General features: G+C 56.0%; 17 protein-coding genes and 1 tRNA gene. 7 read left to right on the top strand and 11 right to left on the bottom strand.

The annotated features are described in order from the left end of the window. Positions 1-109 precede the first annotated feature (109 nt). The 5 genes from GRX64_RS06325 to GRX64_RS06345 form a co-directional block, all read right to left on the bottom strand. Positions 110-200 (bottom strand) — tRNA-Ser (locus GRX64_RS06325). A gap of 136 nt (positions 201-336) precedes the next feature. After that, positions 337-537, bottom strand: a complete 201-nt coding sequence (gene csrA / locus GRX64_RS06330; RefSeq protein ID WP_166264832.1) for a carbon storage regulator CsrA — start codon at positions 535-537, stop codon at positions 337-339. A gap of 189 nt (positions 538-726) precedes the next feature. Then, positions 727-1,959 (bottom strand): aspartate kinase, encoded by a 1,233-nt coding sequence (locus tag GRX64_RS06335; protein ID WP_166264834.1) that lies wholly within the window; start codon positions 1,957-1,959, stop codon positions 727-729. 100 nt (positions 1,960-2,059) lie between these two features. Beyond that, complete coding sequence (gene alaS, locus GRX64_RS06340) at positions 2,060-4,687, bottom strand: alanine--tRNA ligase (protein WP_166264835.1); 2,628 nt, start codon at positions 4,685-4,687, stop codon at positions 2,060-2,062. Positions 4,688-4,897: 210 nt separating this feature from the next. After that, the gene (locus GRX64_RS06345) at positions 4,898-6,070 is read right to left on the bottom strand and encodes a DUF5610 domain-containing protein (protein ID WP_166264838.1); all 1,173 of its coding nucleotides are present in this window, start codon (positions 6,068-6,070) and stop codon (positions 4,898-4,900) included. Positions 6,071-6,241: 171 nt separating this feature from the next. Here GRX64_RS06345 and GRX64_RS06350 point away from each other — a divergent pair, with 171 nt between their 5' ends. After that, the gene (locus tag GRX64_RS06350) at positions 6,242-6,733 is read left to right on the top strand and encodes an RDD family protein (protein WP_166264843.1); all 492 of its coding nucleotides are present in this window, start codon (positions 6,242-6,244) and stop codon (positions 6,731-6,733) included. A 4-nt stretch (positions 6,734-6,737) separates the two neighbouring features. Here GRX64_RS06350 and lptG read toward each other — a convergent pair whose 3' ends face one another. Beyond that, entirely contained in the window at positions 6,738-7,799 is a 1,062-nt protein-coding gene (lptG, locus tag GRX64_RS06355) for an LPS export ABC transporter permease LptG (protein WP_166264846.1), read from the bottom strand. After that, positions 7,792-8,895, bottom strand: coding sequence for an LPS export ABC transporter permease LptF (gene lptF / locus GRX64_RS06360; protein WP_235937543.1), 1,104 nt, complete (start codon positions 8,893-8,895; stop codon positions 7,792-7,794). Before lptF ends, lptG begins: the two co-directional genes overlap by 8 nt. A gap of 237 nt (positions 8,896-9,132) precedes the next feature. Between lptF and GRX64_RS06365 the strand changes: the two genes are divergently transcribed. The 5 genes from GRX64_RS06365 (at position 9,133) to GRX64_RS06385 (ending at position 15,540) form a co-directional block, all read left to right on the top strand. Further along, positions 9,133-10,626, top strand: coding sequence for a leucyl aminopeptidase (locus tag GRX64_RS06365; protein WP_166264852.1), 1,494 nt, complete (start codon positions 9,133-9,135; stop codon positions 10,624-10,626). Next, entirely contained in the window at positions 10,613-11,080 is a 468-nt protein-coding gene (locus GRX64_RS06370) for a DNA polymerase III subunit chi (protein ID WP_166264855.1), read from the top strand. The genes GRX64_RS06365 and GRX64_RS06370 overlap by 14 nt, the downstream gene beginning before the upstream one ends. 141 nt (positions 11,081-11,221) lie before the next feature. After that, a complete protein-coding gene (locus tag GRX64_RS06375) occupies positions 11,222-14,074 on the top strand; it encodes a valine--tRNA ligase (protein WP_166264858.1) in 2,853 nt (950 codons plus the stop codon). 4 nt (positions 14,075-14,078) lie between these two features. Next, complete coding sequence (locus GRX64_RS06380; RefSeq protein WP_166264861.1) at positions 14,079-14,981, top strand: ketopantoate reductase family protein; 903 nt, start codon at positions 14,079-14,081, stop codon at positions 14,979-14,981. Positions 14,982-14,991: 10 nt separating this feature from the next. Beyond that, positions 14,992-15,540, top strand: coding sequence for a cob(I)yrinic acid a,c-diamide adenosyltransferase (locus GRX64_RS06385; protein WP_166264864.1), 549 nt, complete (start codon positions 14,992-14,994; stop codon positions 15,538-15,540). A 19-nt stretch (positions 15,541-15,559) separates the two neighbouring features. On the opposite strand, the gene GRX64_RS06390 is transcribed toward GRX64_RS06385, so the two are convergent. From GRX64_RS06390 to GRX64_RS06405, 4 genes are all read right to left on the bottom strand, one after another. After that, positions 15,560-17,593 (bottom strand): methyl-accepting chemotaxis protein, encoded by a 2,034-nt coding sequence (locus GRX64_RS06390; RefSeq protein ID WP_166264867.1) that lies wholly within the window; start codon positions 17,591-17,593, stop codon positions 15,560-15,562. Positions 17,594-17,744: 151 nt separating this feature from the next. Further along, complete coding sequence (gene ampE / locus GRX64_RS06395) at positions 17,745-18,632, bottom strand: regulatory signaling modulator protein AmpE (protein WP_166264870.1); 888 nt, start codon at positions 18,630-18,632, stop codon at positions 17,745-17,747. Beyond that, a complete protein-coding gene (ampD, locus tag GRX64_RS06400; RefSeq protein ID WP_166264872.1) occupies positions 18,632-19,291 on the bottom strand; it encodes a 1,6-anhydro-N-acetylmuramyl-L-alanine amidase AmpD in 660 nt (219 codons plus the stop codon). The genes ampE and ampD overlap by 1 nt, the downstream gene beginning before the upstream one ends. A 171-nt stretch (positions 19,292-19,462) precedes the next feature. After that, positions 19,463-21,796 carry a DUF1631 domain-containing protein gene (locus GRX64_RS06405; protein ID WP_166264874.1) on the bottom strand — a complete coding sequence of 778 codons (2,334 nt, stop codon included), beginning with the start codon at positions 21,794-21,796 and terminating at the stop codon, positions 19,463-19,465. A gap of 313 nt (positions 21,797-22,109) precedes the next feature. On the opposite strand from GRX64_RS06405, the gene nadC reads away from it, so the two are divergent. Further along, complete coding sequence (nadC, locus tag GRX64_RS06410; protein WP_166264876.1) at positions 22,110-22,964, top strand: carboxylating nicotinate-nucleotide diphosphorylase; 855 nt, start codon at positions 22,110-22,112, stop codon at positions 22,962-22,964. Positions 22,965-23,011: the final 47 nt, after the last annotated feature.

The raw sequence follows: 23,011 nt of genomic DNA on the forward strand, positions 1-23,011 counted from the left end.
TCCGACCGCTCGGTTCGTAGCCGAGTACTCTATCCAGCTGAGCTACAGCCGCGCTTCAAAAACTACTGCAATTGCCTACCGTGCTCTCATTATCTCACTACGATGAGAATGGCGGAGAGGGAGGGATTCGAACCCTCGATACGCGCAATGCGTATGGCTCCTTAGCAGGGAGCTGGTTTCAGCCACTCACCCACCTCTCCTTGAGAACGGGGCGTATACTACCATAATTTTTCTGTTTTCATAGGGTTGACTCCGGTTTTTCTTTTCGAATTTTCGTCTGGAAAAACCAGCACCCAAAAAAAGCCGCCCAGATGATCCTGAGCGGTTCTCTCTACTCTAGCTATTGCCGGGCTCAGGACCTTCAGAGTCGCCTTTCTCACTCTGAATACGCTGATAAATCTCTTCCCGGTGAACGGCCACTTCTTTCGGTGCGTTAACACCAATACGCACCTGATTTCCCTTGACCCCAAGAACAGTGACCGTTACTTCGTCACCAACCATAAGGGTTTCGCCAACACGGCGAGTCAAAATTAGCATGTCCTTTACTCCCTATATCCAGAGCTACCTGTTCCGACTTTGAAAAAACACTACTGTTATTTATATTGGGGCCGCGCACCGGCTAACAGACGAACAATCCTTTACGGTCATTGCTCAGGTGCCAGCACCAGGGAATGGCTCCCTTTTAATGTACAAGGTCTGGACGGATCGACCTGTTGCTCCGTCGGATCAAACCTCGACCTCGGGCTTATGCAGTTCAAACGCGCTGTGCAGCGCCCGAACGGCCAGCTCAAGATACTTCTCATTGATCACCACCGAAATTTTGATTTCGGATGTGGAGATCATCTGAATATTAATGCCTTCATTGGACAGCGCTTCAAACATCTGGGTCGCGACCCCGGCATGAGAGCGCATCCCCACACCAACGATACTGACTTTGGCGATCTTGCTGTCACCGCTGACCTCGCGGGCACCCAAGTCATCTGCGACCTGCTGCAGCACTTCCTTGGCGCGTCTGAAATCATTCCTGTGCACGGTAAAGGTAAAGTCCGTGCGATTGTCAGCGCCCACATTTTGCACAATCATATCCACTTCGATATTAGCACTGCTGATAGGCTTTAATATACGAAGCGCACTTCCCGGCGTATCAGGCACGCCAGATATAGTTAGCTTAGCTTCATCCCGATTAAACGCTATGCCGGAAACAACCGGTTGTTCCATGACACTTTCATCCTCAAGAGTAATCAGTGTGCCGTCGCCTTCCTGGAAGCTCGACAACACCCTGAGGGGGACATTGTATTTACCCGCAAATTCTACCGCACGGATCTGGAGCACTTTTGAACCCAGACTCGCCATTTCGATCATTTCTTCAAATGTGATCCGGTCCAGCCTTCGCGCGCTGTCGACAACGCGCGGGTCGGTGGTATAGACACCATCCACATCGGTATAAATCTGGCACTCATCGGCTTTGAGCGCCGCCGCCAGGGCAACAGCCGTGGTATCGGACCCACCGCGCCCCAGTGTTGTTATATTGCCAAGCTCGTCAATACCCTGAAAACCGGCAACCACGACCACACGTCCCGCCGACAAGTCTTCGCGCATGCGCTGCTCATCAATCTGACGAATGCGGGCTTTGGTGTGGGCACTGTCCGTCAGTATCCGGACCTGGGAGCCGGTGTAGGATCTTGCTTCGCAGCCATGCTTTTTAAGGGCCATTGCCAGTAATGCAATGGTGACCTGTTCACCCGTCGATACCAACACATCCATTTCACGGGGAACCGGGTCTTCCATAATAGCATTGGCCAACCCGATCAACCGATTGGTCTCGCCGCTCATCGCAGACACTACGACAACAATATCATGCCCTTCCTTGCGAAACCGGCAGACCTTTTCTGCAACCGCTTCTATTCGGTCAGTTGTGCCAACCGATGTACCACCAAATTTTTGAACCAAGAGAGCCATGTGCTTCCCAATATCCAATCAGGGATTGTTCAACGACACACTGTGCCAGCGCTTCACAACCGCCGGAGTATAAACCGGCGGCTCATTTTAAAACAGACGCTCAGGAGGTCGCCTGGGCGACCCACTCTGGTACACCGCCAAGTGCATCAGCCAGCTTGGACGGATCAGTACCACCGCCTTGGGCCATGTCTGGCCGACCACCACCTTTACCACCCACCAGACTGGCGAGGTGTTTCATCAAATCACCGGCTTTGACGCGGTTTGTCGCCGATTTCGTGACACCCGCCACCAAGGTGACTTTACCGTCCTCCACACTGGCAAGCACCACAACGCCCTCGCCCAACTTGTTTTTCAACTGATCGGCGGTTTCCATGAGTGCCTTTCTGTCAGCACCGTCCATCACAGCCGCGACGACTTTGAGGCCATTCACATCCACTGCGGAACTTGCCAGGTCGGACCCAGCCGAGCTCGCCAGCCTGGACTTCAGTTGCTCAAGCTCCTTTTCAAGCAGTCGCGTGCGGTCCAGTGTCGCCTGTACTTTTTCAGTGACAGTATCCCTTGACCCTTTTACCAGCCGCGCCACGTCTCGAAGCGATTGCTCGGTTTCATCAATCCAACGCAAAGCGCCTTCACCGGTGACCGCTTCGATTCGTCGAACCCCTGACGAAATGCCGCTTTCAGAGGTAATTTTCAACAGACCGATGTCGCCGGTCCGAGACACGTGCGTGCCCCCGCACAGCTCCACCGAATAATCGTCGGTACCCATGCTGAGTACACGAACGGTATCACCGTATTTCTCACCGAACAGAGCCATGGCACCTTTTGCCTGAGCTTGTTCCATATCGGTCAGCTCAGTCGCAACCGGTGTGTTGGCGCGGATTTGCTCGTTGACCTGATGCTCAATCTCACGAAGCTCTTCCGGCGTCAATGCTTCAAAATGCGAGAAATCAAAACGCAGCTTATCCGGATCCACCAACGAGCCCTTCTGGGTGACATGATCTCCCAGTTGCCTGCGCAATGCGGCATGCAACAAATGCGTGGCGGAATGGTTTAGCGCTGTTGCCTGACGGCGGGCATGGTCAATTCGGGCATCTACTTCCAGGCCGGCAAACAACTCACCCTCAATTACGGTGCCAATGTGAAGATGGTGCAGCCCTTCCTTTCGTGTGTCCGTGACCTGGAAGCGGCCACCGCTCCAGGTCAATAACCCAACGTCACCAACCTGACCGCCCGACTCGGCGTAAAACGGCGTGCGCTCCAACACAACCACCGCCTCATCGCCGGCCTGAGCGTTCTTCTCTTCACCCGCCACAATCACCGTGCGGATGGTTTCATGGCCGTCGATGTGCTCATAACCGGTGAACTCCGTCTGCCCATCCAGCGTTAGCCCGGCGTTGTAATCAATGCCAAATTTACTTGCCGCCCGAGCCCTTTCACGCTGCTGATTCATTGCCTGCTCGTAGCCGTCGTAATCCAGCGTCAGGCCTCGCTCGCGGGCAATATCGTTGGTCAAATCAACGGGGAACCCATAGGTGTCGTAAAGTGTAAAGATGGTGTCTCCCGGAATCACCGTTCCCTTGAGTTTGGCAATGTCCTGCTCCAGTAACCGGAGCCCATGCTCCAGTGTTTTTGCAAACTGCTCTTCTTCCTGCAGCAGCACCTTTTCAATTTGCGCCTTACTGCGGACCAACTGGGGATAGGCATCGCCCATCAGCTCAACCAACGCACCGGTCAACTTGTGAAAAAAGGTGCCTTTGGCGCCAAGCTTGTTGCCGTGACGGGACGCACGGCGAATAATCCGCCGCAACACAAAGCCCCGCCCTTCATTGGACGGCATAACGCCATCGGCGATCAGGAATGCGCAGGACCGAATGTGATCCGCCACCACTCGCAGTGAAGCCTCGGTGGTCTCGACACCGCCAAGAATGTCTGAAGCGGCCGCTAACAGGTCCTGAAACAGATCGATTTCGTAGTTGCTGTGAACGCCCTGCAGCACAGCGGTGATACGTTCGAGCCCCATTCCGGTATCCACCGACGGCTTTGGCAGCGGCTGCATTTCGCCATCCGCCGTGCGGTTGAACTGCATAAACACGACGTTCCAGATTTCGATGTAACGGTCGCCGTCTTCTTCGGGGCTTCCCGGCGGGCCACCCGCCACGTCAGGACCATGGTCGAAAAATATCTCGCTGCACGGACCGCACGGACCGGTATCGCCCATCTGCCAAAAATTGTCCGAGGCGTAGGGCGCCCCGCCATTATCGCCGATGCGGATAATGCGGTCGGCAGGCACACCCATTTCCCTATTCCAGATATCAAACGCCTCGTCATCGGAGGCGTAGACGGTGATCCAGAGCTTCTCGGCGGGCAACCCGAGCCAGGCATCGCTGGTCAGGAACGTCCAGGCAAATTGAATCGCCTCACGCTTGAAATAGTCACCAAAACTGAAGTTACCCAACATTTCAAAAAACGTATGGTGACGCGCGGTATAGCCGACATTTTCAAGGTCGTTGTGCTTACCACCGGCCCGCACGCACTTTTGCGACGTGGTGGCACGGCTGTAGTCTCTTTTCTCTCGACCGAGAAAAACGTCCTTGAACTGATTCATACCTGCATTGGTAAACAGCAGGGTTGGGTCATCAGCTGGCACCAGCGAGCTGCTGGGAACGATGGTATGACCCTGTTGTTGGAAGTAATCCAGAAACGCCTGTCGCAATTCTGCGGTTTTCATAACCCTGCCCTGATTAATCGATCAGTCTTTCGAATAGAGGTTGCGACGTCGGTTTGACTTGGTTTTAAAGCTGCCGACAGCGCCGCACAAAGCCGCTACTCTAGCATAGGCCTGGAAGAGGAAAAACGAGAAAGGCGGCCCTGACCGTGAATCAGCCAATGAAAATCAACAAAATATCGATTACAGCCTAATGACACGAAACACTTGAGGTTACGAAACCGGGTCTTCACCACGGGATTCTGCGAACTGACCCAGCATTGCCTGCCAGAAATCCGCCATAAGGTTTTCGGTGGCCAGCGGTAAAGATACACCCATCCTCTCCTTGGCATCTACCATCATACGCTCCAGCAATTGTCCCAAGGATGCCTCCGGCACGCTCACCCGATCCGCCCGATTCGACACGTCACGCAGGCCATCGGCCAGCGCCGCCATGGGCGTCAGTCTGGCCCCTGATTGAGGTGCAACACTCGCATAGGAAGCCACACGACTGGCGCGGGCGTAGCTGAGATTGAGGCTGTAGCTGGCCAATTCGTCGCCCCCAAGGCCCAGCGACTGCACTTCTTTGAATGCACCGAGAACGTCACCGCTGAAAAACCGCTCGCTCACGGATTGTGCCCCTTCAAACAAGCTCACCAGCGCCTGCTGCTCCCCCTGATCCAGCTCGCCTGTCACCCTGACCTCATACCGGCCGACAAAGGTCTGCTGCTCAAAACCTGTAGCACCAGAACCATCAGCCGAGGGCACGACGACGGCCGCCTTGCTGTCGTATCGCCGCTCATCCATGGTGACCGATACCCGATCACCATCCCGTGTAACAATCTCGAAAGACAGCTGCTGGCGCGAGGTAGCTTGAATCGTGGTGGAGGTGGTGGCCGCCAAAGCTGCCGGCTCACCCCTCAGAAATCGGTCACTGAGATTTTCAAGGCCCGCACCCACCCGCTTAAAGCTGGCGTCGATATCGCGTGCCAAGTCATCATTTAGCAGGCCAAGCGCGTCAATTTGTTCACGCGCCTCCGAGAAACCCTTTTCCACGCCCTCGCGGGCCGCCTCTAAAAGACTGGCGAGCCTTTCCACACTGGCGCCACTGGCTTGCTCCCTGGCCAATTTTGCTTCGACAAATCCAAGGATTCTATTGGCCACCTGAGCGGCTGTGGGGGGTTCAAACCGACCCGTTTCCGGACGCTCAGCCGGCCCCACTCCAAACAAACGCATCCGCTGCCCCAGGCGCTCGCGGAGAACAGCGATGCCATCGTCCGCCGTCAACACACGAGACCGGTGACCGGTATCGCTCTCTTGCGTTTTCGATTCGCGGGCTGGCGCATTGGGCGCATCGGCAGCAACCAATTTCGTGCCGGAAACGAAGGGGCTCAGTGGCGAAACCATGGCAAACTCCTGAAGAATGATATCCGCGCTTCAGGTTGCCCTGAACTGCCTTTGTTATCGGCAATCAGCACGCAATCTTTAGGACAAATAGGCTATACTCGCGGCCCATTCAATCACCCTTGTTATTTACTTGCGAATCGGCCATCAAGATTCGCTGCATGAGGAGTCACTATGCCCCGCCGTTTTCATGCCCCGGATGAACAGCTGCCGCCCGCTTCGTTGGTCAAACGCTTGTTGGCCATGTTGTATGACGGCCTGATCTGCATCGCGGTGTTGTTGGTGGCCACTTGGGGTTACACATTACTGGCCGCCTGGGCGGTAGGATTTGATCATTACATGGAGCTCGCGGAGGCTGGTGCGCTGAACACCGACCCTCTGCTGTCCTCATTTTTATTCGTGATTCTTTACCTTTTCTTTGCCTATTTCTGGACTCGCAACGGCCAGACACTTGGCATGCAGGTTTGGCGCATACGCGTGGAAAACAGCAATGGTACATCCATCAGCTGGATCCAGGCGCTGCTCCGTTACATGATGGGCTGGGCCAGTTGGCTAACCGCCGGCCTGGGGTACTTCTGGATGCTCTGGGATGGCAATAAGGCAACCTGGACGGACCGGTTCTCGGAAAGCCGAGTGGTGAGCATAGCCAACAAAAAAACCGACTGAAGCGCTACCCCACTCGCCGCATCAGCATAAACCCGACAGCGGCGTTGATGGCGATGGGCACCAGGATCGCCAGCACCGGGTTGAAGCCGAATACCAGGCTCATAGGGCCCAGCAGGTCCTGCATATACTTAAAGAGCAGGCCCACAATCAGCCCGGTAAACACCCGGAAACCCATGGTGACGGAGCGCAGCGGACCAAACACAAACGAAATCGCCACCAGCACCATCACCGCCGTACCCAGGGGCATCAACGCCTTCTTCCAGAATGCCAGCCAATAAGACGTGGCGTTGAGATCCTGCTCACTCAAGTAGGACGCATAGGTGAACAGTCCGGATATCGACAGGTTTTCAGGCTTCACAATCAACACACTCAAAACTTCGGGCGACAGGCCGGTATCCCAGCGAACCCGGCGCCTGCTATCTTGAGTGGTGCCTTCCTCGGAAAGGTTGGTGGTCGTGACCTCTTCCAGGAGCCAATAGTCCCCCTGATAAATCGCGCGCTTCGCAAACGTGGCCGAGGCCATCCAGCGATCCTCGGCAAACTCGAACAATGATACGCCGTGCAAGACGCCGTTTGGCTGTACCGCATTTAAATGGATAAAGGTGTCGCCTTCCCGGTGCCAAATCCCGGTGGCGGACGCGATATTCTGGCCGGCTCCCTGCGCCACGGCTTTCTCGCTCTGGGCCACCCGTTCGAGCGGGGGCGCTAAGTACTCACCAATCAATAAGCCCAGAACCACAATGATCAGCGTCGGCTTCATTGCTGACCACACAATCCGTCGAATCGACACACCCGCCGCCCGGATAACGGTAAGCTCCGACGAACTGGCCATGGTGCCCAACCCCACCAGGCACCCCATGAATGCGCCGAGGGGCAAGTAGTCGTATATTCGTCGCGGCAATGTTAACAACACGTACATCAACGCTTGCAGCGTCTGGTAATCGTTTTTGGTGTCATCAAGCTCGGCGATAAAACCAAAGATGAAATCCAGCGACAGTACCACCACCATGACCAAGAACATGGCGCCGCCAACGGTGCGAATAACGTAGTTGTCAAGCTTACGCATGGTGCTCAACCTCACGTTGCAAGCGCCGTTTTCTTAGCCAATCGGAACCGAAGTTCATCCACAGGCCCAACGCCAGAAAAACGCCGTGAACCCACAACAGACCGACCCACTCTGGCACCTTACCGGTCGCCAAAGCGTCTCGAGCCACGATGAGCAAACCGAGGTAGAGAATGTAGAGCAGCATGGCCGGCAACAGATGGAAAAACCGTCCCTGGCGCGGATTTACCCGGCAAAGCCGAACCGCCAGCAAGGTTACAATAGGTACAATCAGTGGTAACGAAAACCGCCAATGTAGCAATGCTCTGGCCTTAAGATCATCAGAGTCCATCAACTGTCGGGTACTGACGGCCTCCTCCAGGACCTTTTCACGGCCATTGGCACTTTCGATACGCAGCCCGTAGGCGTCGAAATCGGTCACCGCGTAGTTCAACTTTCCGGGCATCCCTTCGAATCGCTTGCCGCCCTCCAGGACCAAAAACCGACTCCCGGTCCGTTCGTCGATAAATTGCGAGCCGGTATCCGCCGATATCAACGTGAGGCTCTCTTCCGAGGGCGAGAACTGCGCAATGAAAACGCCTCGCAACTCACGCTTGTCGCCACTGAGCGATTCGGTGTACGTCACCCGACCACCGCTCGCCAAATTCTGAAAACGGCCAGGAGCAAGCATTTCAAATTCGGTGGCCTGGCGCTGCTCATTCAAAATGTTCTCAACCTGTTTCATTCCCCAGGGCGAGAGGTACAAGCTCATTGCACCGACCACCAGCATCACGAACACACTGCCGACCAGTGTCTTGGCCAGCAGTTGACGATCGCTGACTCCACAGGCGAACAGCACCGTCATTTCACTTTCGAGGTACATGCGCCCGTAGGCCAACAAAATTCCGATAAAGAATCCGAGCGGCAAAATGAGCTCAAGAAACCCCGGAAACCGATACCCCATGATCTGGAACAGCACATCGGCGGAAATTTTTCCGGCAGCGGCATCCGCCAGATATTTTATGAAACGACCACTCATGAATACCATCAGCAGAACACCGGACACCGCCAGCATGCTGATCATCACTTGTCGTGTCAGGTATCGGAAAATGATGGCCAAAGCACTCTCTGTCTGGTCGATTCGGTGGATAAGGGCCGCCAATGAGTGGCAGGCCGGTGGCGACCTCGCTATTCTATGTAACCTGATCGCCGAATGACAGACCGAGCCTGCCATCAACTTTCTGGTACGCTTGATAAAATACAGTCCCGCCCTGACGAAACAACGAGTAAATTGCTTGTGTGGAGGACTGTAGACGGTATTGCTTACCCACGTTTTCGTAAACAGCCCGGAGAGATTATGAACTTTACCCTCAGCAACAAACCACTCGCTACCGCCAAGGCCGATTGCCTGGTCGTTGCCGTGCCAGAAAAAGGCGACTGGCCTGAATCAACCCGGCAGGCGGACGAAGCACTGGGTGGCTTTTTGGGTGAACTCATCAAGTCCGGTGATGTAACCGGCAAGAACGCATCCACATTGTCCGTGCCGCTGACCAAGCAATCCTGGCCCCGGCTTTTGGTGGTTGGGACCGGCGCCGATTCCGACCGTTCGGCCGCCAACTTCAGAAAAGCCCTGACCGCAGCGGTCGGGCAATTGAAAGAGGGTCCCTCGAAGCAGGTGCACCTGGCACTGACTGACACTCCCATTACCGGTGGTGATGACGAGACCAGTGAGGCTGCTCGCCTAAGCTTGATTGGCCGCACACTGGAGGACCAGTTGTACCGCTTCAGCGGTTTTAAAAGCGAAAAGGCGCCGGCACTTAAACTGACCAAGGTCACGGTGTCAGCCACGGGCACGGGCAAGGCATTAAAAGACGCCTTTGATCTGGGACTTGCCACCGGTCGCGGCATGAACCTGACCAAGGATCTTGGTAACACGCCACCGAACGTCTGCCATCCGAGCTGGTTGGCCGAGCAGGCTGAACAACTTGCCAAGGATCATGAGGTGATCAAGACCGAGATCCTTGATGAGAAGCAGATGAAGAAGCTGGGCATGCACTCGTTACTGTCGGTGTCGGCCGGCAGTGCCCAGCCGGCGCGGTTGATCGTGATGGAATATCGGGGTGGAAAGGCCAAGGACAAGCCCCATGTACTGGTCGGCAAGGGCATCACCTTTGACACCGGAGGCATCAGCCTGAAGCCGGGCGAAGGCATGGACGAAATGAAATATGACATGGGTGGTGCCGCCGGTGTCTTTGGCGCCATGCAAACAATCGCCGAAACCAAGCCCGCCATCAATGTCGTCGCGGTCATTGCCGCAGCCGAAAACATGCCGAGCGGCACAGCGACCCGGCCAGGAGACATTGTGACCTCCATGTCCGGGCAAACCATTGAGATTCTCAATACCGATGCCGAGGGTCGCCTGGTGCTGTGCGATGCCCTCACGTACGCCAAACGCTTCGACCCCGCCACCGTCGTGGATCTGGCAACCCTGACTGGCGCCGTCATCGTCGCACTTGGCAGTCATGCCACTGGGTTGTTCAGCAACGACGAGGCGCTTGCCGCACAATTGACGGCAGCCGGCGAGCGTGCCTGCGACCGGGTTTGGCGCCTGCCACTGTGGGACGACTATCAGAGTCAGCTCGACAGTAACTTCGCCGATATGCAAAATATTGGTGGCCGACCGGCGGGCTCGGTCACGGCCGCCTGCTTCCTGTCTCGCTTTACCAAAGACTACCGCTGGGCTCATCTGGACATTGCGGGCACCGCCTGGAATTCGGGTAAAGCCAAAGGCTCCACCGGGCGCCCAGTGCCCTTGCTGGTCGACTACCTGCTATCCCATGTCGGCAAGTAAAGCGCCCCCTGGGGACCCGTCCTACTGGTTCCACATACTGTCCCAGGCCACCCCAGCTGCCCGTAACCTTCATGCGGTGCGGCTGGTGGACAAGGCCTGGCAGCAAGGGGACCGGGTGGCAATTGTGTGTGATAGCGCGGCTCACGCCGAGGAACTGGACGACCTGCTGTGGCAGTTCAACCCCGATGCGTTCATTCCCCACAGCGTGGTTTCCGACCCGTCGGCGCCCTGCTCCGACCCGGTTGGCATTCTGACGTGTGCGCCTGAGGCCACCGACTGGGATACGGTGATAATGCTTGCCACCACACTACCTGCCCAGGCCAACCTCTTTAAACGGTTGGCTCTGGTCGCACACAACGATCCCGATGTCCTCCATCAGGCACGAGCTCACTTCAAACAGCTCAGAGCAATGGGAATCACGCCCCGGGTACACGACCAGAGACAGAAATCCTAACAGCCCGCCGTGACTGAACGCCCCCTCTGGTGCCTTCGCGCCAGAAAAGACCATGGTTCGCCGCGACAACCATGACCATGTATAATTACGGCTCCCAAAATTCGTCATTATTTTCATCAAACGGTCATTAGCAGAAACTCCATGGAAAAGACCTACCAGCCAGAAAACATCGAGCGTCAGTGGTACCAGAACTGGGAAAGCAAGGGCTATTTCCGCCCATCCGGTCAGGGTGAGTCCTTCAGTCAGATGATTCCGCCACCCAATGTCACCGGCAGCCTGCACATGGGCCATGCGTTCCAGCACACCATCATGGACACCCTTACCCGCTACAAACGCATGCAGGGTCACAATACCTTGTGGCAGGTGGGCACAGACCATGCGGGCATCGCAACGCAAATGGTGGTCGAACGCAAACTGGGTGTGGAAGAAGGCAAGACCCGGCATGATCTCGGGCGTGAAGAGTTCATCAAACGAATCTGGGACTGGAAGCAGGAGTCCGGCGGTACCATTACCCGTCAAATGCGCAGACTCGGCAATTCAGTGGACTGGGAGCACGAGCGCTTCACTATGGACGACGGCTTCTACAAAGCAGTTCAGGAAGTGTTCATCCGGCTCTTTGATGAAGGCCTGGTTTACCGGGGCAAGCGCCTGGTCAACTGGGACCCCAAACTCCACACGGCAATTTCGGACCTTGAGGTCGAGAATAAAGAAGAAAAAGGCCATTTTTGGCATTTGCGCTACCCGCTGGCGGACGGCGCCCAGACCCAAGACGGCAAAGACTACCTGGTGGTGGCCACCACTCGCCCCGAAACCATGCTGGGCGATACGGCGGTAGCGGTGCATCCGACGGACGAGCGCTACCAGCATTTGATCGGCAAAACCGTGCGACTGCCGCTGGTTGGCCGCGATATTCCGATTATTGCCGACGAACACGCCGACCCGGAAAAAGGCAGTGGTTGCGTCAAGATCACCCCGGCACACGACTTCAACGACTACGCCGTTGGCAAACGCAATCAATTGCCAATGATGAATGTTCTGACCCAGGACGCCACCATCCGCGCCTGCGCGGAAGTCTTCAACAGTGACGGCACCCTCAATACCGAATTCGACGCAACGCTCCCCAGTGCCTATGCAGGCCTGACCCGGGAAGACGCCAGAAAGCAGATTGCGGCCGACATGGATGCAGCCGGGTTGCTTGATCGGGTCGAAGATCATGTTCTGAGTGTGCCCCGGGGCGACCGCTCCGGCCTGATCATCGAGCCCATGTTGACGGACCAATGGTTCGCCGATGCCAAAACCTTGGCCAAACCGGCCATTGAAGCGGTGGAAGACGGCCGAATCCAATTTGTCCCCAAGCAATACGAGAACATGTACTTCTCCTGGATGCGCGATATTCAGGATTGGTGTATTTCGCGCCAACTCTGGTGGGGTCACCGGATTCCGGCCTGGTACGACGCCGATGGCAACATATACGTCGGCCACGACGAAGCCGCCGTGCGAGCCAAGTATCAGTTGGCCGACGGTATTGCTCTAAAACAGGACGACGACGTCCTTGACACCTGGTTCAGTTCGGCGTTGTGGACCTTTGGCACTCTCGGCTGGCCCGAGATAACCGAACGCCTTAAAACCTTCCACCCCACGGATGTGCTGGTCACCGGGTTTGATATCATCTTCTTCTGGGTCGCCAGAATGATCATGATGACCATGCATTTCATGAAGGACGATGACGGCACGCCACAGGTGCCATTCAAAACTGTCTACGTGACGGGTCTGATTCGCGACGAGCAAGGTCAGAAGATGTCCAAGTCCAAGGGCAATGTCCTGGACCCACTGGACATGATTGACGGTATCACCCTCGACGAGCTGATGGAGAAGCGAACCGGCAACCTGATGCAGCCGAAACTGGCCGAGAAAATTGGCAAGCGCACCCAAAAGGAATTCCCCGAAGGCATCGCGCCCCATGGTACGGACGCTCTGCGCTTCACCCTGACGGCTCTGGCATCGACTGGCCGCGACATTAACTGGGACATGAAACGCCTCGAAGGTTACCGCAACTTCTGCAACAAACTGTGGAATGCTGCCCGGTATGTGTTGATGAACACCGAAGGCGAAGATTGCGGCGTTGAGCAAAAGGACGTAACGCTGTCCCTGGCCGATCGTTGGATCATCAGCGAACTGCAGCACTGCGAGCAGGATGTCATCCGGCATCTGGACCAATACCGATTTGATCTCGCCGCCTACGCCCTGTACGAGTTTATCTGGAACGAATACTGCGACTGGTATCTGGAGCTCTCCAAACCCTCTCTGAGCGATGATAATGCCAGCGTCGAAGCCAAGCGCGGAACACGCCGGACACTGGTTCGGGTACTGGAGAGCATTCTGCGTCTGGCTCATCCGATCATGCCATTTATTACCGAAGAAATATGGCAACGAATTGCGCCGCTGGCGGGTAAACAGGGCGACAGCATCATGCTGCAACCCTATCCGGTTCCGGATGCCAGTCGCCAGGACGACAAGGCCAGTGCCGACATTGAGTGGCTGAAGGGTGTGATTGTTGCCGTACGGAATATACGGGGCGAAATGAACATATCACCGGCCCGCCGGATTCCAGTAATGCTCCGGGGTCACGACCAGGACGATCTGCGCCGGATGACAGAAAATCGTCAATTCCTAAGCTCCCTGGCCAAACTCGAGAGCCTTGAGTGGCTGGACGGTGGCGATGCTCCCATGTCGGCCACGCAACTGGTCGGTGAGATGGAAGTGCTGGTGCCCATGGCCGGGCTGATCGACAAGACGGCTGAAATCGCTCGCCTGGACAAAGAACTTGAACGGCTCACCAAAGAGATCGGCCGGATCAAGGGCAAACTCGGCAATGAGAAGTTCACGGCCAAAGCGCCCGCCGAAGTGGTGGAAAAGGAGCAGGACAAGCTCCGCGATGTCGAAGGCAGTCTGAAACGACTCGGTGATCAGCGGACCGCCATCGAGGCCATGTAATCCCATGGAATGCCTGATACTTGGCGCCGGCGCACTCGGCCGGTTGTGGGCGGCCCTGATGCCTCACGGCTCGGTCGCCTTTGTTGCCAAGCCTGACCAGAGCGGGGTCACTTGCGACTACCGGTTGGTGTCGTCAGACGGGGCCCGCCGCCCACAGTCAATACCCTGGCAACACCTGCCCTTGCCAGGTCCTGTTACTGCTTTACTAGTCACCACCAAGGCCCCGGATACGCTGGCGGCCTTGAGTACCGCCCTGCAATGGATCCCGGATTCGACACCGGTCGTGCTGTTCCAAAATGGAATGGGCATCCAGCAGGCCGTTGCACGCGCATACCCACGTCGTCCCGTACTAGCCGCAAGCACCACCGAAGGCGCCAACCGACCCGTGGCCGATGAACTCGTACACGCTGGCCATGGCACCACCTGGGTGGGGCCGTTGAACGTAACCGGGCAACACGCACACGCCGATGTGGTCGCCCTGCTCAGTCAATCGCGGCTCGATGTCCGGGCCGAGGACAACATTGAACAGCGACTTCGGCACAAACTTGCCGTCAACGCCGGAATCAACGCCTTTACTGCATTACTCGACTGCACCAACGGCGAAATTCTCACGAACCCATTTTATCAGTGTCATATTGACGAGCTTTGCACTGAACTGGCCGCATGGATGACCGCCGAAGGTCAGTCGACGGCATCGTCCGAGCTGCGGTCAATCATTGAGGATGTCGCTCGAGCCACTGCCGGCAATACTTCGTCTATGCGACGGGACGTGCAACTGGGCCGGGGCACGGAAATCGACTTTATCAACGGGTATGTCGCCCGGCGCTGTGAAGAACTGAACCTGCCTGCGCCAGTGAACCGAATGCTCACAGAGCGAGTACAATCCCTCGCAAACCCTTCACAATGAGGATCACCCCATGGGGCACCGACTTTCAAAAATTTACACCAAAACCGGTGACGATGGCTCAACCGGGCTGGCGGATGGCAGCCGAATTGCCAAGAGTGCCCAGCGGGTTGACGCCATGGGCTCGGCTGACGAGTTAAACTGCCAAATCGGAGTGTTGATCGAACATTTGGATAGCAAAGATGAACTGGTGCCTATTTTGCGACGCATCCAGCATCACCTGTTCGACCTGGGAGGTGAGTTTGCCATACCCGGTACCAGCGTCATCGACGATACACACATTCAATGGCTGGAACAGACGCTCGATGCTTACAACGAAGCTTTGCCACCGCTGAAAAACTTTATTTTGCCGGGGGGTTCCATGACCGCAGCGCATTGCCATATGGCACGCGCCGTGTGCCGACGGGCAGAGCGGGTTGTTGTGGCGCTGAGTCACGAGGACTCCATTAACAGCAGCGGCCGGCAGTACCTGAACCGGCTGTCCGACCTGCTATTTGTATTCGCTCGGGTGTTAGCGCGCCGGGAAGGCGCCCAAGAGGTGCTCTGGGAACAGAACACCTGACGGACAGAGAGTGCTCTTGCTAGGAAACCCTAAACGCCTCAACCAGCCGCTGCAGGGACGCGGTGAGATCGGACATTTGTCGCGAGGCGCCGAGCGTTTCGTCAGCGTTGCCGGCCGTTTCACGACCAAGCACACTGATCTGTTCGACGTTGGCGTTTACGTTCTTGGCCACAGCGGACTGCTCCTCAGCCGCCTGTGCAATCTGATGACTCATATCCACGATGGTTGATATGCCGGTGACAATCCGGTCCAGCGCTTCACTGACGTCGCTGGATTTCCTGACCGTGGCTTCCGTCACCTCGTGACTGTTTGTCATCGCCGAAACGGCATCCTTCACACCGCTCTGTAAGCGGGAAATCATACCTTCGATTTCTTCAGTGGATTTGTGGGTGCGCTGAGACAGTGAACGCACCTCGTCCGCCACCACAGCGAAGCCTCGCCCTTGGTCGCCGGCCCGTGCAGCCTCAATAGCGGCATTCAATGCCAACAGGTTGGTTTGCTCAGCAATCGCTTTGATCTCGACCAATCCCTGGCTGATGCTGGCGCTGTCGGCACTGACCCGATGGATCACCTCCACTGCGCCGTTAATTTCCGATGAGAGTCGATTTATGGTCGCCACCGTTTCCGCCACCACCTCTCGCCCTCGATCCGCATCCTTTTCAGCCTGACCGGCGGAATCGGATGCCCGCAGGGCGCTTTCCGCCACTTCCTGGACCGTTTCCACCATCTGGTGCATGGCATCGTTAATCTGGTGAGTTTCTTCCATTTGGCGGGCGACAGCATTGCTGTTTGACGTTGCCGTTTCATTAACGCGGGTTGCCTGCTGGTCTACATCGCTGGCGGTTCTGGTAACGGAGCGAATCAGCTCAGCGATCTTGGACGTCATGCTGTTGAATTCGACCGTCAACTCGCCCAGCTCGTCGCGGTTGTCGAGGTTTATCTGAACCGTCATGTCACCGGCAGCCACCTCTCTTGCGGCTTTGCTGAAAGATGAAATCGCCGTTCGAACCGACATGAAGAAACCAACATACAGATAGACAACAATTATCAGCACCGTGAACAACGCCAAGAAAATCAGGCGGCGCTGGTTAATTTCAGCGGCTAAACGGCGATCCAGATTTGTACCGATGACGTCAAAAATAGCTTTTTCCATGACATCTATGTGGTGCAGCTCCGCCAACATAATGCCGTCATATTTCACCCAGGGCATGTCGAGACGCATAGGCGTAATAACGTTCATCTCCAATGCGCTTCTCACCCTTGCCAGACTGCCAGAGGCCTCTTCGATAGCGCCTTCGGCTTGTTCTGAAAACGCCGGTGAGCCACTGGCGGTAACCTTCAGCGCTGGCTGCAGCAGTGTGTCGAGGTTAATCAGTCGATCGAAAATTTCATTCAACGTGTCCCCCAGCGCATAGCCAAGCTGGCCGTCCAATAGAGCAAATACACCGAATGAGCGTGCCTGACCGACACTGCTGTATGTGTCCGGTAGAGTGACGGCCGCCAGTTCCAGCAACAACTGATTTTCGCGAGACGCATCCTGCGCAAGTCCGGAAATCTGTATTGTCGCGGAGAGCAAGGCCCGGACCTTCTGCACAAATTCCTGATAGTACTTGAACTGTGGCCCCATGGTTTGCTGATAGATGTCTTCGGACTTCAACGTTTCCCAGTCGTCACGCAATGCTTCGACCTGATTGCTCCAATGGCCATTGACATCAAATTCTGCTGGCTCGTCCAACAGTGTGGTCAGAATACTGTCGATGGTGTCACTGGCCTTGGCGGCTTTGGCTAACGCAGCACTTTCCTCTTTGAGCTTGCCCGGTGCGCGGTAGTCTCGGTAACGGTAGGAGGCATCAAGCAGATGGTTGACCTTTTTAAGCCGGTCAAGTCCTTCAACACCTTTCGTAATCGTTGCGACCGAGTGATTCAAATCAGTGATCACAAGAGAAGACAAAGCAACGATGGGAAGCAGAAACAAGATGCTGATGAGGCTGAATTTGTAGAACATTGGCAGCCGATTCATCAAAGCAACAGCCGGATAGATAAGGTATTTCACAAAAACCCCCAAGCGAGTACGACCACCGATTTTGAAACCGTGTTTTTATACAGTAGTTGTCGCACATTTCACTCAAAACTTGAGGATAGTTTGGTATTTATTTGTAATTATCGGCGCTGAATTCGGCGCAATCCCCACAATGCGGAACCGCTCAACGAATAATACCGGCAATGACCAGCAACGCGAGGACACAGATCCATACAAGCATGCTGCGATTGAGCAAGTCCCGGATTGCAGCAAAGCTGCGGGCGCCAAATGCCGGCCACTGATCCGGGTGAACGCTGGCAAAGCGTCCAGGATCCAACGCGTACCCGGTCAGCGCGCTGTTGGCGCCGTTTAGAAGTACGTCCTCTGGCGCCACTGAGGCCGACATTGACCGGCGCCCACCTTTAAGCCAGCCAGACAGGTCACCCGCGAGCCCAAAGGTAAATGACAACAAACGGACCGGCACCCAAGCCAGCAGACTGGCAGCGGAGGCAAAGCCCGGCCGAGCTGCGGCTTGCGGCCATTGATCCCGCAATGCCAAAACGCCCCGCACCAGGAAGGCAACGGCAATGCCGCCAACCAGATACCAGAACATAATCAAAAAGTAACGCTCAAACACCGCCATCATAAAACGTCTGGATAACGACAGGTGAAGCGCTTCGGGTTCTGCCGCCGCACCGCGGTCATGGAAGCTCAGGCAATCTTTTACATGATGCCAGGCCGCTTGCATGTCACCCCTGCGCCAAGCCTCGGTGTAGGCGGTCAAATGCCCTTTCCAGCCTGGCACCCCCATCAACAGCAACAGCATCAAAAAGTCCGCCGCAAACGAGAGCAGCGTCAAGGACGCCGCCCGCAACGTAAAGTCCAGTCCGACCAATACCAGCGCAGGCAGGGTGATAATCAACACCCCCAACCACGATTGCGACTCGCGACCCGACGGCGCCCGTGCGCCCCACTTGAACCCATGCCGCCAGACCGAATCCATCTCCAACCGGTTGGCGCCGTCAAGGCTGCGCCGACACGCATACGCCAGCAATAAAATAAAAAACGGCATCAACAAGGCTCCTGGTCATCGGGACCGGGGGGGGCAGTGCGACGAAACACCTCGATATCCGTGCCCGATTGCGTTCGCTCAGCAAGGAGCCGACGAAAATATGGCCAGTCAAAGGCCGGACCAGGATCGGTCTTCCGGCCCGGAGCGATGTCACTGTGCCCGGTAATCCGGTCCTGGGTTATCGCTGGCCATGCCGCCATAATTGCCGCAGCCAATGTCGCCAGAGTGTCATACTGAGCCTCGGTGTATGGATCATCATCGGTGCCCTCCAGCTCAATACCAATGGAAAAATCATTGCATTCAGCACGCCCGTCAAACCACGAACGCCCAGCGTGCCACGCTCTGTCCTTCAGATTCACAAACTGGACAGCCTGACCATCACGCGTAATCAACACGTGGGAAGACACCTGCATGGTCGCAATGGTTTCAAAGTAGGGGTGGTCGCCGGGATTGAGACGATTGCAGAAAAAATCTTCAATTGCCCGCCCTCCATAACGCCCAGGCGGCAGGCTGATGTTGTGAATGACCAGCAAAGAAATGCCAGCGTCATCCGGGCGCACGCCGAAATTGGGCGACGGACACCACCGGGCGTCAGCAAACCTTCCGGTGTGCTCAAGGTAGTCAGAGAAAGCTTTCGATGAGGGTTTGGTCGTGTTCAATGTGGATCCACAAGGCCCGGGCAACCTCAGTGTTAGCAGGTTGAGAGTGCAAACGCGGCCATTATCGGCCGGTTCCTTATTATATTTTGCCTGTGATTGAAGCACAAAGACCCCGCCCACGCTAGCCCAGGACCCAATGCCAAGGCTGTCGCAGCCGGAGTTTATCTCCGATTAATCTTTTCGACTGAGCCGAAGATTATCAATAATGGATTCAAGCGCCCGATCGAAGATGAGGCCGTCATCCAGCATGCTTAACTCGCCCGTCGCTAACGCTTTTGCCACTGTTTCCCGCTGATATTCGGCGACTTTGGCACCGTTACGATTGACGAAGATATACTTGCCCGTGGCTTTGATGAATGCCGCCAGTTTGCATCGGACCTTCTGGTCGCCGGTCATCAATTCAATCCATGACCCCACTCGCATTTTATCTGCCAGCTCAAGCCATTGCGGCTCGACGCCGGGCGCCGAATGTTCGGAGCCAGCCGACGAGGGCAATGTCCCGGACACGGTGTCGTTGACCGGGGCTTGCCCTTCTGGCTGGACAGGTACCGCAGGCTCAGGTTGCCTTGCTTTACCTGTCAGATCATCCTGCCCACCATTGTTAGAGGAGGTTTGCGGTGCAGCGGAGATGGCGCCCTGTGCAGAGGGAGTTGATGGCTGAGGCGCTTCTTTCCGGTATGAAACCAGCTGCTGCATCACGTCCACATGAGCGAGCTCCAGATCCCGAACCACCGAATCTATTGCAAACGGATCCCATGCAATGCTCTGCAGCGAGCTGCGAAGGGTATCAACAATATTCGGAATCGCCCGCAGCAATTCGCCCCGTGTCTGATCGGTTGTCGGCCGCGGATCGACACTCCAAACCAAGCGTCTAGTGAATTCGGTTACCTGTGACCAAAGCGCACTTTCCGCGCCTTCGCGCAACAAAACCCACTGTAAATATTTACGCCAGGGTTCCCGCAGCATCGCGGCTACCGGCGCGGGCACCTGATAATCTGCCATCACTCCGGTCAGCATGGCATCAACGGATTCGCGGGCGCCGTCCTGGCGCGCCCTGCCCTCTTCGGCGTCGCGAAGGCGCTGTTCGACCAATTCTCGACGTCGGCGATCCAGGTCCATAAAGTGACTGAAATCTTTCAGCAACTCGGCAAACAGCTCGACGTTGTCAGTAAACTCCGTCAGCAGGCGATCCACGACAGATTCGATTTTTTCTCGTAGTGGGTCCCGCTGACCCTCCGGCTTCTCATTCCAGCCTATTCCGGCCATCGCAAGTTCATTGAGCAGTTTTCGGGCCGGATGCCCTCCGCGGTTAAAAAAGCTACGATCACACAGCGCGACCTTGAGCACCGGGATTTGCAGCCGTCCGATCAATGCCTTCATCGTCGCCGGAAGCTGCCGGTCCTCCAGAATGAAATCAAACAGCATAGTGACCAGATTGATAACATCGTTGTCGATCTGCTGGACTGAGTAAACCTCGCCAGAATCCGGCTTTAAAACCAGACGCAATTGGGCCGACAAGGACACAATACCTGCCCCGCCCGTATTTGCGCCCGGCGCCTGAATCTGCCCCAGTCTTGCCATCAGGCTGCGGGTGTCGAGCAGCCGTCCACCGGCGCCTTGCGTGCGGAGAACTCCGTCAGAGGCGTCTTGGTGCAACAGCGCGCTCAGCTCAGAAAAGGTCGCGTCGCCGCCGGTCACCGGATTCCCGTCATAACCGTAGCCATTCTCGGAGTCTGCTCCCGAATCGACCCTCGGTGGTACCGCCCGGCGAGATGCCTTGTTCCCGGCTCGCTGGCCGCTGGCGCCGCGCGTCGCCTGAGTATGCGTAAGGTCTGGCAAAACGCCCTCAGAGATCAATAACTTGTTGGCATCGTCATAAAGAACTTCGAGACTGCCAACCAGCAGCTTGTCAAACAGTTTAAGTACCACCAACTTGGCGCGGATATCCACGTCAAGGTCACCGCTGGCTTCCGCCAATGCCGTGCAAATCACTTCTGGACTCAATGGCATCTGCCGGTCACTCAGCCGGATACCAGGTACCAAGTGAGATACCCGCGCAAACAACAAGGCAATTGAGTCCACATGCAAACCGCGCAGCTTGGTCATCAAATTGTCGATGGCCACTTTTTGTTCCAGGTCAGCGTGGCCCACCAATGTCAGCGAGTCCTGGTCGATATCCTCCAGGGCCTGACTGCCGGGCTGTGGGTCAAATCGGCCAAGCTCGTTGAACGCGCGACTCACCCCCTGCAATACGGAGAGCGACATGTGTTTGCGTCGTAACCGGAGTTCTCTCATTGCGTCGAAATAGGCGGTTTGCTCCTTATTCGAATCCGCACGGTCGGCCATTTTGAACAAAGCGTCATCCGAGCCATCGAAAAACTCGGTAAGGAGCTTTTTGAGTGACTGACTGGATACGTCTCGCAATCGAACCAGAGAAGCAGGCATATTGAACCGGTCATGGCCCTGCTTGCTGGTGAGATTGACGACTTTGTTGTCCTGAGCCATAAAGGCTTTCTCCGGTTTTGCGTTGATTCGCGCGTTGTTGCTTCATCATAGGCGCTCGACACGTCATCTTGTGTCAGGAATTGTCACCTTTTGTGATACCCGGAACCCGTTCACATTTATACCGTCAAGCCCTCGTCATTATGGACGATGAAGCGGATTAACAACCCACAAAGCCAGTCATCGAAGCGAAAACCCGACGCTCAGCGTCAGTTTTGTTACAAACAAGTGCCTGACACCGGATTGGGTTGGCTCTGGTCCGTTTGAGGCTATAGAATCGGTGTCCTTTTTCAGCCGTCAGCCAGAGCACACAGTTATGATTAAACCCCTTGCAGAACCATTACGACAGGCGCGGATAGAAAGTGTCGCCCTGAGTTTGAGAGAGGACATTGGCGACGGCGATATTACGGCAGCACTAATACCTGCAGGTAAAGAAACAACCGGACAGGTCATTACCCGTCAGCCCGCCGTGATCGCTGGCAAAGCCTGGGTAGATGAAGTTTTTCGACAGGTTGACCCAACGGTGACGCTGAACTGGAAGGTAGCGGATGGCGAGTCCGCTCAGCCGAATCAAGTGCTGTTCACATGCAAAGGCAAGGCCCGCAGCCTGCTCACCTCGGAACGAGCCGCTCTGAACTGGCTGCAAACGCTATCCGGCGTGGCAACCCGTTGCTCGCAGTACGCCCACCTGGTTGAGCACACGTCGGTTAAACTGCTTGATACCCGCAAGACACTGCCAGGATTGAGGCTTGCGCAGAAATACGCCGTCACATGTGGCGGCTGTTACAATCACCGCCTCGGGCTCTACGATGCCTTTCTGATCAAGGAAAACCACATTGCAGCCTGCGGCTCCATTGCTCTTGCCGTGGCGGCAGCCAGAAAGCTGGCGCCCGGACGTCCGGTAGAAGTGGAGACCGAGAATCTTGACGAACTGAATCAGGCGCTGGCGGCCCAAGCCGACATAATAATGCTCGACGAATTTTCTTTGAGTGACATGCGGACCGCCGTTGTGCTGGCTAAAGGCGTGTCTAAACTGGAAGCGTCCGGTGGTATCAATGAAAAAACACTGGTTGCTGTCGCGGAAACCGGTGTTGATTATATTTCGATTGGCACTTTGACCAAAGATTTGACAGCGATCGACTTGTCCATGCGACTGAGCGAACTTGTCTAAGCTCCCCGCAATGGTAAGCCCGGCATTCCGGCCGCGCTCAGAAAACC

This window comes from Marinobacter caseinilyticus, from assembly GCF_011074955.1.
Taxonomy (GTDB): Bacteria; Pseudomonadota; Gammaproteobacteria; order Pseudomonadales; family Oleiphilaceae; genus Marinobacter; species Marinobacter caseinilyticus.